The organism is Sphingopyxis bauzanensis (assembly GCF_002205675.1).
Lineage (GTDB): Bacteria > Pseudomonadota > Alphaproteobacteria > Sphingomonadales > Sphingomonadaceae > Sphingopyxis > Sphingopyxis bauzanensis.
This window is the reverse complement of the sequence record NZ_NISK01000003.1, coordinates 579,573-593,026: the sequence shown is the minus strand read 5'-3', so window position 1 is coordinate 593,026 and position 13,454 is coordinate 579,573. Positions and strand designations below refer to the sequence as shown.

At 63.4% G+C, this 13,454-nt stretch carries 14 protein-coding genes and 1 other RNA gene; 3 read left to right on the top strand and 12 right to left on the bottom strand.

Going from position 1 to position 13,454, the window contains the following annotated elements:
• Positions 1–19 precede the first annotated feature (19 nt).
• The 4 genes from CDQ92_RS14245 to dapA form a co-directional block, all read right to left on the bottom strand.
• Positions 20–2,074 (bottom strand): M13 family metallopeptidase, encoded by a 2,055-nt coding sequence (locus CDQ92_RS14245; RefSeq protein ID WP_088442007.1) that lies wholly within the window; start codon positions 2,072–2,074, stop codon positions 20–22.
• A 96-nt stretch (positions 2,075–2,170) separates the two neighbouring features.
• Positions 2,171–2,749, bottom strand: a complete 579-nt coding sequence (locus CDQ92_RS14240) for a DUF2062 domain-containing protein (protein WP_088442266.1) — start codon at positions 2,747–2,749, stop codon at positions 2,171–2,173.
• Positions 2,750–2,781: 32 nt separating this feature from the next.
• A complete protein-coding gene (gene smpB / locus CDQ92_RS14235; RefSeq protein ID WP_088442006.1) occupies positions 2,782–3,267 on the bottom strand; it encodes an SsrA-binding protein SmpB in 486 nt (161 codons plus the stop codon).
• A gap of 7 nt (positions 3,268–3,274) precedes the next feature.
• Positions 3,275–4,150 carry a 4-hydroxy-tetrahydrodipicolinate synthase gene (gene dapA / locus CDQ92_RS14230; protein ID WP_088442005.1) on the bottom strand — a complete coding sequence of 292 codons (876 nt, stop codon included), beginning with the start codon at positions 4,148–4,150 and terminating at the stop codon, positions 3,275–3,277.
• Positions 4,151–4,250: 100 nt separating this feature from the next.
• Between dapA and CDQ92_RS14225 the strand changes: the two genes are divergently transcribed.
• Both CDQ92_RS14225 and greB read left to right on the top strand, forming a co-directional pair.
• Complete coding sequence (locus tag CDQ92_RS14225) at positions 4,251–6,278, top strand: lytic transglycosylase domain-containing protein (RefSeq protein WP_088442265.1); 2,028 nt, start codon at positions 4,251–4,253, stop codon at positions 6,276–6,278.
• A 6-nt stretch (positions 6,279–6,284) separates the two neighbouring features.
• On the top strand, positions 6,285–6,767 hold the full coding sequence (gene greB / locus CDQ92_RS14220; RefSeq protein WP_088442004.1) for a transcription elongation factor GreB: 483 nt from the start codon (positions 6,285–6,287) through the stop codon (positions 6,765–6,767).
• A 4-nt stretch (positions 6,768–6,771) separates the two neighbouring features.
• On the opposite strand, the gene CDQ92_RS14215 is transcribed toward greB, so the two are convergent.
• The 4 genes from CDQ92_RS14215 to CDQ92_RS14205 form a co-directional block, all read right to left on the bottom strand.
• Complete coding sequence (locus CDQ92_RS14215; protein WP_158213856.1) at positions 6,772–8,439, bottom strand: caspase family protein; 1,668 nt, start codon at positions 8,437–8,439, stop codon at positions 6,772–6,774.
• A 207-nt stretch (positions 8,440–8,646) separates the two neighbouring features.
• Entirely contained in the window at positions 8,647–8,802 is a 156-nt protein-coding gene (locus CDQ92_RS21380) for a hypothetical protein (RefSeq protein ID WP_169714570.1), read from the bottom strand.
• A 77-nt stretch (positions 8,803–8,879) separates the two neighbouring features.
• Positions 8,880–9,275, bottom strand: an RNA gene (gene rnpB, locus CDQ92_RS14210) — RNase P RNA component class A.
• Positions 9,276–9,376: 101 nt separating this feature from the next.
• Complete coding sequence (locus CDQ92_RS14205) at positions 9,377–9,640, bottom strand: hypothetical protein (protein WP_088442002.1); 264 nt, start codon at positions 9,638–9,640, stop codon at positions 9,377–9,379.
• 222 nt (positions 9,641–9,862) lie between these two features.
• On the opposite strand from CDQ92_RS14205, the gene CDQ92_RS14200 reads away from it, so the two are divergent.
• Positions 9,863–10,282, top strand: coding sequence for a DUF3703 domain-containing protein (locus CDQ92_RS14200; protein ID WP_158213855.1), 420 nt, complete (start codon positions 9,863–9,865; stop codon positions 10,280–10,282).
• Positions 10,283–10,344: 62 nt separating this feature from the next.
• On the opposite strand, the gene CDQ92_RS14195 is transcribed toward CDQ92_RS14200, so the two are convergent.
• The 4 genes from CDQ92_RS14195 to CDQ92_RS14180 all read right to left on the bottom strand — a co-directional run bounded on the left by CDQ92_RS14195 (position 10,345) and on the right by CDQ92_RS14180 (position 13,451).
• The gene (locus CDQ92_RS14195; protein ID WP_088442000.1) at positions 10,345–11,034 is read right to left on the bottom strand and encodes an N-acetylmuramoyl-L-alanine amidase; all 690 of its coding nucleotides are present in this window, start codon (positions 11,032–11,034) and stop codon (positions 10,345–10,347) included.
• A gap of 77 nt (positions 11,035–11,111) precedes the next feature.
• Positions 11,112–11,969: a CheR family methyltransferase gene (locus CDQ92_RS14190; RefSeq protein ID WP_088441999.1), complete on the bottom strand. Its 858-nt coding sequence runs from the start codon at positions 11,967–11,969 to the stop codon at positions 11,112–11,114.
• Positions 11,966–13,120: a chemotaxis-specific protein-glutamate methyltransferase CheB gene (gene cheB / locus CDQ92_RS14185; RefSeq protein WP_229667342.1), complete on the bottom strand. Its 1,155-nt coding sequence runs from the start codon at positions 13,118–13,120 to the stop codon at positions 11,966–11,968. The genes CDQ92_RS14190 and cheB overlap by 4 nt, the downstream gene beginning before the upstream one ends.
• Positions 13,077–13,451, bottom strand: coding sequence for a response regulator (locus CDQ92_RS14180; RefSeq protein WP_088441997.1), 375 nt, complete (start codon positions 13,449–13,451; stop codon positions 13,077–13,079). Before CDQ92_RS14180 ends, cheB begins: the two co-directional genes overlap by 44 nt.
• Positions 13,452–13,454: the final 3 nt, after the last annotated feature.

Here is a 13,454-nt window from a genome sequence, read left to right as displayed (position 1 = left end):
AGACTTTCTTATCGGCGCATCACCAGATGCGAACACGGTCCTTGGGCGCCAGATACAGCTTCTGGCCTTCCTTGATCTGATACGCCTTATACCAAGGGTCAAGGTTGCGCGAGACCCAAGTCCGCTGGATCGACGGCGAATGCGGATCGGTCGTGATCCGTTGCGACAGATTCTGGTCGCGATAGTTGCGCCGCCACACCTGCGCCCAGCCCAGGAAGAAGCGCTGGTCGCCGGTCAGCCCGCCCAGCACCGGCGCTTCCTTGCCGCCGAGCGATGCCTTGTACGCGTCATAGGCGACGGTCAGGCCTGCCAGATCGCCGATATTTTCGCCTAGCGTGAAGGTGCCGTCGAGCTTTTCGCCGGGCAGCACTTCATAGGCGTCATATTGCGCGATCAGCGCCTTGCCCGCGGCCTCAAACTCGGCGACGTCGGCGGGGGTCCACCAGTCGGCGAGTTTGCCGGTCTCGTCATATTTCGCGCCCTGATCGTCGAAATGATGGCTGATTTCATGACCGATGACCGCGCCAATACCGCCATAATTGATCGCCGGATCGGCGTGCGGGTCAAAGAAGGGAGGCTGAAGGATCGCGGCGGGGAACACGATCTCGTTCATGCCGAAATTTGCATAAGCATTGACCGTCATCGGGGTCATTCCCCATTCCCAGCGGCGGATCGGCCCGCCCAGGCGGCTGATATTGTCGTCGTGCGCGAACTGGTTCGAACGCAGCGCATTGCCAAACAGGTCGTCCGCCTTGATCTCGAGCTTGCTGTAATCTTTCCAGCGCTCGGGATAGCCGATCTTGGTGGTGAAATTGGCCAGCTTCTGCTTTGCCTTGGCCTTGGTCGCGGGCTGCATCCACGCCAGCCCGTCGATGCGGCGGCCCATCGCGCCGAGGACGTTCTTGACCAGTTCGTCCATCGCCGCCTTGGTTTGGGGCGGAAAATATTTCGCGACATAATCCTGACCGACGGCCTCACCCAGATTGCCGGTGGTGAAATCGACCGCGCGCTTCCAGCGTTCCTGCATCTGCGGCGTTCCCGACAAGGCGGTGCCATAGAAGGAGAAGCTTTCCTGCGCGAACTTCTCGGGCAGCACGCCCGAAAAGCCGTCGAGGCTGCGGACCATCAGCGCGTCGCGGATCACCGCGATCGGCGCTTCGGCGAGCAGCTTGGCTTCGCCGGTGAAGGCGCTTGGCTGCGACACCAGCAGCGAATCTTCGTTGACCCCCAGACCGCGAATGAAGGTCGCCCAGTCGAAACCGGGCGCCGCGGCAGCAAGCTCGGCGATCGTCATCTTGTTATAGACTTTGGTCGCGTCGCTACTGTCGTTCTTGTCCCAATGGACTGTCGCTATCTGCTTTTCGAAATCATAGATTGCTTTGGCGCGCGCCGCGGCGTTCGCCTCGCCGGCCAGCGTCAGGACATTCTCCAGATGCTTCAGGTAGGCTGCCTGCAACTTGGCGTTGCGCTCATTGTCCTTCAAGTAGAAATCGCGGTCGGGCATGCCGATGCCGCCCTGGAACAACGTGTAGATATAGACTTCGGGGTTTTTGTCGTCCTGCCCGACAAAGCCGCCAAAGAAATGCTGGACGCCGCTGCGGTCGGCTTCGGCGAGCAGCACGGCCAAGCCGGGCTTGTCGACCGTGCGGATTTTGGCGAGCCACGGCTGGATCGGCGCCAGTCCTTTCGCCTCGACCGCCGCGCCATCCAGATAGGCAGCATAATTGCGGCCAATCATGCTGTTGGGATCAGCCTTGGCCGCATCGAGGATTTCGCGCGTGCGCTGCTGCGACAGGTCACCAAGTGCGGTGAACATGCCATAGTTCGACTTGTCGGCGGGGATCGTGGTGTTCTTGGCCCAGGTGCCGTTGGCATAGGCGTAAAAGTCGTCACCCGGCTGGACGCTCGAATCCATGCCCGCGATGTCGAAGCCGAACATACCAAGCTCGGGCTTGGCCGCGGGTGCGGCAGCGGGCGCCGCCTTTTCCTTGGCAACTGCCGGTGCGGCGGTCATCAGCACGGCGCCTAGCGCGGCGGTCGCCAGCAGGCGCGAAGAAACATGCAAAAGAGTCATGATAGTCCCCAGTTTTCAAAACGAAGCAACGACGCGCAGCGCGTTGGCGCCGCAGGATATTGCGATGGGTTAGCTATACGGCGGCGCGCGCGGGGTTCAACCGGCGGGGGTGTCGCTGGTCGATGCCTCATGTCGTTGGTCGCGTGCCCGCTGCAATTTGCGCCGCCAGCGGAGGCGAATCCAGTTGTCCCAGAAAATCGAGGCGAGCACATATCCGACTGCCGCCGACACGACCGAAATGACCAGAAGTCCCGCCATCATGGCAGGCGCGGCGTCCGAAAACACCCAGCGCGCCCATTCGCCCGCCGACGCGCCATGTTCGATCATCGCCGAAAAAGTCGCGCTATTGGCCTGCAACCCGAACAGCCAGTCGCCCAGCCACACCGACGCCAGGATGATGAACGGCGTCGTCACCGGGTTCGACAAAAATGTCATCGCGGCACCAATCGGGATGTTCGCCCGCACCGGCAGCGCCAGCAGCGCGACGCCCAATATCTGGATGCCCGGGATCAGGAAAAAAATGCCGACGAACAGGCCGAGCGCGGTCCCGCGCGGCACTGAAGTGCGGGTGAAGCGCCACAAATGGCTGTGCGCAACCCTATGGGCAAACGGCTTGACGAAACGGCTCGCGAGCAGCTCTTCGCGCGTCGGCGAGTTGCGGCGGATCCAGTTCATCACCGCCGCCTTGTCCCGAGGCTTGCCGCCGCTCACCCGCGCTCTTTCATCAGTCGTTGCTTGTCGCGCTTCCAGTCGCGCTCCTTGATCGACTCCCGCTTGTCGTGTGCTTTCTTGCCCTTGGCGAGCGCGAGCTCGACCTTGGCGCGGCCGCGGCTGTTAAAATAGACGCTCAGCGGGACGAGCGTCATGCCCTGCCGCGCAACGCCGGCGTACATCTTGTTGATCTCCCGGCCGCTCAGCAGCAGCTTGCGTGGGCGCTTGGGTTCGTGATTGTGGCGGTTGCCGTGGCTGAATTCGGGGATGTTGCTGTTGATCAGCCACACCTCATTGCCCTTCACCTCGGCATAACTCTCCGCAATCGTGCCTTCGCCGAAACGCAGCGATTTGACTTCGGTCCCCTGCAACGCGATCCCAGCCTCGAACACCTGTTCAATGGCAAAATCAAAGCGCGCGCGCCGGTTCTCGGCGACGACCTTTTTCTTGTCAAATTCGGCGGCGGACTGCGGACGAGCCATGGGAAACCTAAATCACTCCTGCCGCGGACAGCGCGGCATCGACGGCGGCGCGCGAGGCTGCGTCCGCCGGGATGATAGGTAGGCGTACTTCGGGCGAAAACCAGTCGTGGACGCGCGACAGCGCATATTTGACCGGCCCGGGCGAGGTGTCGGCGAACATCGCCTGATGCAGATCGAACAGCCGGTCGTGCAGCACCAGCGCCCGCGTCCAGTCGGCCGCCGCGCAAGCAGCGGCGAAATCGGCGCACAGCCCCGGTGCAACGTTGGCGGTGACCGAAATACAGCCGACTCCGCCCATCACCGCGTGCGGCAGCCACAGATCGTCATTGCCACTCAGCTGGCAGAAATCGGTTCCGACACCCGCGCGGTGGATCGTGACCCGCGCCAGATCACCGCTCGCATCCTTAATCGCGACGACCGAGGGGATCTCGGCGAGCTTGCACATCGTTTCGGCGCTGATGTCGGCGACGGTGCGGCCGGGGACGTTATAGACAACGATCGGTAGGTCGCTCGCGTCCGCCAGCGCCTGAAAATGCGCGATCATCCCGTTCTGGCTGGGACGGTTATAATAGGGCGCGACCACCAGCGCCGCGGCGGCTCCCGCAGATTGCGCGTAGCGCATATGCCGAACCGCAGTCGCAGTGTCATTCGACCCGCACCCGGCGATCACCGGTACGCGCCCAGCCGCGGCCTGAATGCAGCTGTCGATCACCTGATAATGTTCGTCGAAACCCAGCGTCGGGCTTTCACCGGTCGTACCGCACGGGACCAGCGCGCTGGTCCCTTCATTGATCTGCCAGTCGACTAGGCGCGCGAAGGCCGGCGCGTCGAACGCCCCATCGCGAAATGGCGTCACCAAAGCGGGAATAGACCCCGAAAACATGCCCCGCTCCTTTACAAAAACATGGCCGCGCCGGTAGAGTCCCGACGGCGCGCCGCTAATGGACGCCTATTCAGCGCCCCGCAAGGAGTTTGGCACTAACATGCACGGCATGAACACGCTGCCCCGTATTTCGCGCCTGGCGCTCGCCATGGCCCTGCTCATTCCGACCGCGGCCACGGCCAGCGAACTGACTCCTGAACAAATGGCGTGGTACCGCGCCCAGATGGGGCTGGCGTCGACATCGGGACCGCCGCCCTCCACCAATTCGGTTGGCGACGCGGTGATGGAATGGCGGCGGCTGACCGCCAACACCGGCGCCTCGTTCGATCAGCTGTCGCGCTTTCTGATGACCAACAAGGGTTGGCCCGACGCCGACAAGATGCGCACGCGCGCCGAAAAGGCGATCGCGATCGACAGTTTCGATCCGCCGCGCACCCTCGCCTATTTCCAAGCGTACCCGCCGCAGACCGCCAGCGGCCATTTGCGCCACGCGCTGGCGCTCAATGCATCGGGCCGCCGCGACGAGGCCAATGCCGCAGTTCGCCGCGCGTGGGTCAGCGGGCCGTTGGATGACGCCGAAACCAGCCGCGCGCTCGGCCTGTTCGCGGGTGCGATCACGCTCGCCGATCACGACGCGCGGATGGATCGGTTACTCTGGTCGAACGCCACCGCCGCTGCCAGCCGCCAATTACCCTATACGTCGCCCGAAAAGCGCGCGATTTTCGCTGCGCGTCTCGCGCTGCGGAGCAAATCGGTCGATGCCGCATTGCAGGCCGCCGCGGTCGAGGCGGCGAACCCGTCGCTCGTCCGGACCGACCCCGGATATATCACCGCCAAGGCGACCTGGCTGCGCCAGTCGGGTCGCGTCGGCGAAGCGCGCGCGCTGCTCGCCGCGCCGCGAGCACTGACCCAAGCGCCGACCGATCCCGAGGAATGGATCGAAACGCTGCTGACCAACGCGCGCCAGGCTGACAGCGGCGGCGACAAGCTTACCGCCTATAATATCGCGCGGCAGATCGACGACGCTTTCCCGCCCGGAACGGTGATCCGCGAAACCTCGCTCGCCGTTCGCGACGATTATACGTCGCTGGCATGGCTGGCAGGACAATTGGCATACAAGGATCTGCGCCGCCCTGCCGAGGCAGTAAAGCTGTACCGTGCCTATGGCGAGGCAGCGCGATCGGCGCAGACGCGTACCAAAGGCTTTTACTGGGCGGGCCGGGCCGCGCTCGCGGCGGGCGACCGCGGCACTGCCAATTCGCATTTCGCCGATGCCGCGCAGCATTATGACCAGTTCTACGGCCAGTTGGCGCTTGAACGGCTGGGCCGTCCGCAGCCCAAACCTACCCCCAACCCGACGATCCAGGTCAGCAACGACGAAAAGCGCAACTTCAACGACGACCGCCTCGTCCGCGCGGCCCGCGCGCTCGGCGAAATCGGTGCGTGGCGCGAACAGACTTTGTTCCTGCGCGCGCTGTCGCAAAAGGCAAGCTCGCCCGCCGACCATATCCTTGCCGGACAATTGGCGTCGCAGATCGGGCGCCCCGACCTTGGCGTCATGATCGGCCGCAGTGCGCAGGCGAACAGCCTCGACGCGGTCGAAGTCGCGGGTTTCCCAACGGTGCGCGTGCCCGCTGGTCATGAGGGCAACTGGACCTTCATCCACGCGATCACCCGCCAGGAAAGCCAGTTTGACCGCGCCGCGATCAGCCACGCCGGGGCGCGCGGGATGATGCAGCTGATGCCCGGCACTGCGAACGAAGTCGCCGGCAAACTCGGCCTGTCGTACAACCGCGACCTGCTGACCGCCGACACCAATTACAACATGATGCTGGGATCGACCTATTTTCAGCAGATGCTGCGCTATTTCGGCGGCAGCTACCCGTTGGCGGTCGCCGCGTACAACGCCGGTCCGGGCAATGTGAACAAATGGCTGCGCGCCAACGGCGACCCGCGCACCGGGTCGATCGATATCCTCGACTGGATCGAGGCGATCCCGATCTTCGAGACCAAGAATTACGTCCAGCGCGTGCTCGAAAATGCGGTCGTTTACGACACGTTGCAACCGGGCAAGACGCTGCCGCAGGCACCGCTCAGCTTCTACCTTGGCAAACGCTCGCCGGGGTAAGGCCGCGTGGCGGGGGAACGCAGCAATATCATCTCGCCGACCGGCTTTGCCGCGCTGCGCGCCGAATATGACGCGCTGCTCGGCGACGAGCGGCCGAAACTGGTCGAGGTGATCAGCTGGGCAGCGGGCAATGGCGACCGCAGCGAGAATGGCGACTATATCTATGGCCGCAAGCGGCTGCGCGAAATCGACCGGCGCTTGTCGTTTTTGGCACGACGCATGAAGGCGGCGCGCGTCGTCGATCCCGCCGAACAGCCCGACAAGAGCCGCATCTGGTTCGGCGCGACCGCCGAGCTTGCCGACGACGACGATGCCCGGCGCACCGTCACGCTGGTCGGTGACGACGAGGCCGAGGCCGGCGACGGCCGGATCGGCTGGAACAGCCCTCTCGCCCGCGCGCTGCGCGGCGCCGCGGTGGGCGATGTGCGCGTCGTCCAGCTACCGTCGGGGCAGAAACAGTGGGAGGTGATGGCGGTCGGCTATCCCTGACCAGTCACTCACCAATCCCCGCGATCAGTTCGCGTTGATCCTTGCGTAATTCCGGCAGGGCGCGCGCCAGCTTGGCCCAGTGCGCCGCTTCCTTTGCATCCCCCCCTACCCCGACCCCCTTGGCATAGGCATCGGCCAGGATCGCACGCGACCCCGCAAAGCCCGCGCGCGCTGCAATGCCGCAATCCTCGATCGCGCCGGGCAGCGTCTTGGCCGCAAAATGCGCCTCGCAAAGCCAGTGATTCCCCTCGGGGTTGCCCGTGGCGGCAAGAGTGCGCAGCTGCGCGAGGTTCGCCGCGCGGGTGTCGGCGAAATAGGTCAGCGCAAAGATCGCCGCCGGATGGCCCTTTTCGGCCGCTTCTGCATAAAGCGCCTGCGAGCGGGTGAATTCGGCAGGTCCGAAGGTACCCGCCGCCAGCCGATACGCCAGATGCGTCTTGGCCTTCGAGAACCCGGCATTCGACGCCGCGACATACAGATCATAAGCGCGCTTTAGGTCTTCCGGCGACGGATCATTTTCGAGCAGCAAATAGGCCAGCTCCTGCTGCCCCGCTGGAAATCCCTGCGCCGCCGACGCCTCAAGATACCCCCGCGCCCGCGGCAGATCGCGTTTCAGCCCCACGCCGAGCGAGAACATATAGCCCGCCAGCTGCTGCGCCAGCGGATGGCCGCCGTCAGCGAGCGCGATCAATTCGCTGGCGGAGTGGCGCGACAGGACATCGGCGATCAACATCGGCTCGTCCTCGATCGCCAATCGGTCGAGCGAAATATCGGCGAGCGGATCGGCAGTGGTACCGCGCGACGCGCCTTCGGCCGCCGCGCCGGGCGGTGGCGGCGGTGCCGACAAGGGCCGAAACGCCGCCCGGGGCGCCACGCGCGCTGGAACTTCCGGCGGCGCAACGAGATAATAATCGTCGAACCAGCTGCCATAATGGAACGGCTGTTGCGGCCCCAATTCCATACCATGCGTCCGCTTGTAAACTTCGCGCGACACGATCTTGAAATAATCGGATATTTCCAGGCCTGGAATAGCCAGTTCTTTGACCACCGCGGCTGCAAACGGACTCACCGGCGACCCGACCGGCGCGAAGTCGAGCGCGGGCCGTCCCTTCGCGGTCGAATAGAAAACCGCCCCCTGCCCGATGTCGAGCAGCCCGAGCGGCGCAGATGCCGCATCGCCCGCCGCGACATTGACATCCTCGATCCGCACCACCGGTTCGGTTGTGCGGCAGGCATCGACGAACAACAGCGTGAAGGCGCCCGCAGGCACCACCCGCTTCACCGCCGCCTCGATCGACAGATAGCGTTTTTCGACATCGGCGCGCCGCGTCGCTGGCGGTGCCTCCATCGGCACCAGCCAGTTGCGTCCGCCATATTCAAACCCATGTCCGGCGTAATAGATGATGACCGATTTCGCCCCCGCCGCCTCCCCGGCAAAGCGCGTCAGCGCCGCGTCGAGCGTCGGCATGTCGGCATTGCGCACGATCCGCGGCGTAATCCCGGCCTTGGCAAAGGCGGCGCAGACATAATCGATGTCATTGACCGCATTTTTCAGCGACGGCCATTCCCAGTCATTATAGGCGCTGTTGCCAATGAGCAGCGCCACGCGTTCGCCCTCAAGCGGTGCGTCGCCGCACGGCGGCGGCTGTGCCGCAGCGACCGAGGTCGTCACAATCGCTCCGAAAAGCGCCGCCAACAACGCCCCTATTCGTGTCTGAATCGCCATCCTTGCCCCTCTTAGCCCCGGTGAGCGGCCGCTTGGAAATGGCAAAATTCTGCGCAACTTCACTCTGAAATCGCGTCAGCGCCCGCGTTCGCCGTCCCGAACCCTGACGGTAAGTGACCGGGCCAATGTAGGAAAGCGGAAAGTCGCGCCGGGTCAGGGCTGCAACAGCGCCGGGATGATCCAGATCGCCGACAAAACGATCACCACGGCGATCAGCGAAAAGGCCAGGACGTAGCGGACATTATGCCCTTTGACCCCGCCGCTTGCTTCGGTTTCATCTACTTCGACATGGTCGTCGACGATTTTCATAATGCGTTTCCCTTCCAACTCGTCCGCTTAATACGCGGCCCCCGCGCGAGGGGTTCCCGCGCCGCGGTGGGGAGGTAAATGCCAGAGGGTCTATAAGCCGGGTTCTGTCCACCCCGTTGCCGGGGATGGGCGATCATTCCTCTAGGCGAACGGTTACCCGAACGCTCAAGCAGTCAACCCGGATGGCGGAGCCGGAACCAGCCCTGAGACTGAACTCGTGCCATCCCTATTCGACCTTGCTCCCGGTGGGGTTTGCCGTGCCGCGCCTGTTACCAGCCGCGCGGTGCGCTCTTACCGCACCCTTTCACCTTTCGCCGGGCCGAAGCCGTGGCGGTTTGCTCTCTGTGGCACTTTCCCTGAACCGATCCGAAGACCGGCCCGCCGGACGTTATCCGGCACCGTGATTTCCGTGGAGCCCGGACTTTCCTCCCCCGGCAGGATACCCCACCGGCGGCGATCGCCCAACCCTCTGGCTGAGCGAGTATAGCGCGATCCGACGCGCAATACGAGCGATTGTGGAAGGGCTGGTTTCGAGTTGAAAGCAGAATAGCTGCTTCAAGGGGTTGTGCCGAGGTTAGCTGCCTTCAGGCTTGGGCTGAACCCAGATGGTCGGAACGACGTGTTTGTTTGCCCATTGCTGCGCGGCGGTCAGCGCACTCTCCAACGATAAGTCGCTTTCGGCTAGAGAGCCATATCCTCCCCATTCGCCGTCCGCTTTGAACGACCCACCCGATCCGAAGAATCGTCCATCGTCAGATGCTTCGATGATCAGCCAACGCTGATCGCCGCCGTGGTCCGGCATGTCTTCATCACACGAAAGGTAAATCACGTCGGCCATGAGGCGATCATGATTGGCACAACGAACGACGGCAAGTGGGAGACGTCTCGATCCAATTTAACAGCTGACATTTGGTCGCTAGCTACCGCGTGGCGGTTGGCAGCAATCGCTTGGGAAACAGCAGTCGGTAATGGGGTGCGGCGGATGCACTAGTGCAATCGGTCGCTGGCTTGAATGACGACGGTCGTGATAGCATTTTGTCCTCACGCTGGAGACGTCACCATGAAATCCGCCTTGAAAACAGCCTTCGCCAAGGAAATGGCCGGAGCACGCGCCGCCGAAGCCGCGGGCGACATGGCGCTTGCCAAACACCATCTGGAACGCGCTCATATTCTGGGACAGCGCTGGTACGGGACCCACGTAAAAACGCATTTCCAAATGCTGCGGCTCGCCCTCAAGCAGGCGGATGGCAAAGAAGTACGGGGACAGCTTGTCCGGCTGATCGGGGCCGGTCCCTTCCACATGGCGGGCTGGATTCCCCTCGGCAACACGGGCGGCGCGGACGTTTCGGCAACACGGCCGATGCCGATACCATCGGACCTGCAATCCCATCATGAAGGTCATTCGCTGCGCAACGGGTTGATCCTGCGCGCTGTTCTGGTCGCCGCGCTCGTCGCCACCTATCTGCTGGTTGTGCGCTAAACCGGTAGCCGACAAGGCAGCGCGGTTCTTGTCGGCACGAACGCGCCGGCCAAGCCGCTCGTTCAGTTCCCTTCGGGTTGCGGCAGCAGCAAACCCAGCAGGATCGCCCGGCACTCGCCGTCGATCGTGCCATCGATCAGTTCGGGGCGAAAGCGGCGCTGGAACGCAACCGTCGCCGCAAACCCGTCCGTCACGTCATAACCGAAGCGTTCGAGCGCCAGCAGGAATCCTGCGTCGGTCCACAGCGGATCGGTCAGTTTTTTGCGCGGGCGCGGCAACGCGAGGCGGCGGCGGGCCAGTTCTTCCCACGGGAATAATTCGCCCGGATCCTGCTTGCGAGTCGGTGCAATGTCCGAATGGCCAACGACATTGCCGCGCGTGATTGCATAGCGATCCTTGATCAGGTGGACCAGGCGGACGACCGAGGCGACCTGCGGATCGGGGAACGGGACATAGCCGAATTCATGCCCCGGATTGACGATCTCGATCCCGACGCTCGCCGAATTGATATCGCTGACCCCGCGCCAGTGCGAGCGCCCGGCATGCCAGGCGCGTTTTTCTTCGGGCACCATATGGGTGATCTGGCCGTCCTCGCTGACGACATAATGTGCCGAGACTTTGGCTTCCGGATTGGCGAGCCAGTCAATGGCCGCCGCGCCGGTCTCCATACCCGTATAATGCAGCACGATCATCGAGATAGGCAGCGCGCGCTCGTCGAAATTGGGTGACCAGCGTTCGATAAAATCGCTCATGCGGTTCGCGGCCCATATTGTTTCATCCCGGTGCGAGATGCTGATCCACCTGCGCCAGCGAGGCGCAAATTGCAAGGTCAGGCCGCCGCTGCGCGGCGCATTTGCTGGTCGGCGGGTTCGTACAATCCGCGCAGCCGCGGGCTGGCAACGAACTGGTCGGTTTGCCCAAGCACCGTTTCCCCTGCCCCCAGCACGAGGAAGCTTTGCGGCGCCGCCATTGTCCGCAGCTTTGCGAACGCCTTTTGCCGCATCGAGGGAGAAAAATAGAGCAGTAGGTTGCGACAGAAAATGAGGTCGGCCGGACTGGCGAGCGGCGGCCGGTCGGTGAGCATGTTCTGGACCGAAAAATCGATGCGGCGGCGGATATCCGCTTTGACCAGCCAGCCAGCCTCGGTCTGATCGAACCAGCGCACCATCCGCTGTACGGGCAGCCCGCGCTGAATTTCGAACTGGCTGTACAGTCCAACGCGGGCGCGGCTGATCGCGTGGTAGCTGACGTCGGTGCCGACGATATCGACCTGCCAGCCTGCCCATTTTTCGCCCTGTTCGGCGATGAGCATCGCCAGCGAGTAAGCCTCTTGCCCGGTCGAGACGCCGCAATGCCAGATCGTCAAACGGCGGCGAAGCTTGTTGATCTCGCGCAGCTTATCAAGCACTGTGGCAGCAATGTCGTCGAACAGGCTGTATTCGCGGTAAAAATAGGTCTCGTTGTTGAGCATCGCGTCGACGGTATCGTCCAGCAGTTGGCGACTGGTCGAGGTGACCAATCCCGCGACCAGCGCGTCGAGATCGGCGATGTTGTGGCGCTGCATCACTGGTTTCAGCGACATTTCGATACGCCAGATGCGGCTGGGTGAAAGCGTCTGCCCGGTCCGGGACTCGAGCACGCCCATCAGGACGCGATAGGCCGATTCGCTGGCGCTGCCGCCCATCATGGCTTGCGCCGACCTGGCAAGAAGCTGCCGAGCATCAGCGCGATCGCGTCGGGATTTAACGTGGCGGCGGCGATCCCTGCCTTGGCGACCGCGCCGGGCATTCCCCAGATGACACAGCTTTCGGGCGCCTGCGCGAAGATTGTGCCGCCAGCGTCTTTGAGTCGCGCCGCGCCGATGACGCCATCGCGGCCCATGCCGCTGAGGATCACGGCGACGCCGCCCTTGCCGTAAACTTCGGCAACCGAATCAAGCATCGGATCGGCCGACGGGCAGCAGCCATTTTCGACGGCGCGACGGTCGAGCGCGATTTCATGGCGGCGCCCGTTCTTAACAACGAGCAGATGGGCATCCCCCGGCGCGAGATAGATATGGCCGCGCTCGACCGTCATCCCCGACTGGGCGACCGCCACTTTGCGGTCGGTCACAGTAGCGATCTGCTTGGCGTAAAATTCCATGAAGGCATCAGGCAAATGCTGGGTCAGCAGGATCGGCACCGTGACGCGCGGGTCGAGGTTGGCGAGGAAATTGGTAAAGGCGGGAATACCGCCGGTCGATGCGGCGACGGCAATACATTCGATCGGCTGGTCGCTGTCGATCACCAGCGCGACGGGCGCCGGAGTACGGCGTTCGGCGACGGGGACCGGCGCCGGGAAATTCTGCTGGTTGCCCAGCGACATGATGCGGTCGGTCAGCACCTCGGCAAACCGGCCCGAAAAGCTGCCGCGGCCGGGCTTGGCGAGCGTGTCGCTGGCGCCGAGCGCGAGCGCTTCGATCGCCGCCGGGCCGCCTTCGACACAGTTTGACGAAAGGATCAGCACCCGCGCCTTAGCGGCGCGCGTCAGGATGTGCGGAAGCGCGTCGATCCCGCTCATCCCCGGCATTTCAATGTCGAGCACGATCACATCGACGGGTTCGCGGGCGAGAAAGGCCAGCGCGTCGTGCGCCGAGGCGACCGAGGCGCAAATTTCGAGTCCCGGACGCTGATCGACGATACGTTCGAGGATGCTGCGCACAACCAGGCTGTCGTCGACCAACATAACCCGCACCGTCCGCGCTGACGGTTCGGGAGCGGAAACCAGGGATTGCGGACGCGCCATCGCCATCGCCTTACGCGACGCCGACGAGCTGCAATTTTCCTTCCAGCGTTTCACGGTCGAACGGCTTCATCACATATTCGTCGGCACCGGCCTCGATCGCGGCGCGGATGTGGTCGATACTGTTTTCGGTGGTGCAGAACACTACCCGCGGCCGTTCTTCATGCCCATAGTCGAGGTCATTGAACGCGCCGAGAAATTCCATCCCGCTCATCACCGGCATGTTCCAGTCGAGCAGGATCACGTCGGGACGGTTGGCGCGGCAAAAGGTCAGCGCCTCTTGGCCGTCGGCCGCCTCTTCGACGGCAAAAGACATGCCTTCAAGGATATGGCGCGCGACCTTGCGAATGACTTTACTGTCATCGACGACCAGACAAGATTTCGACATTCA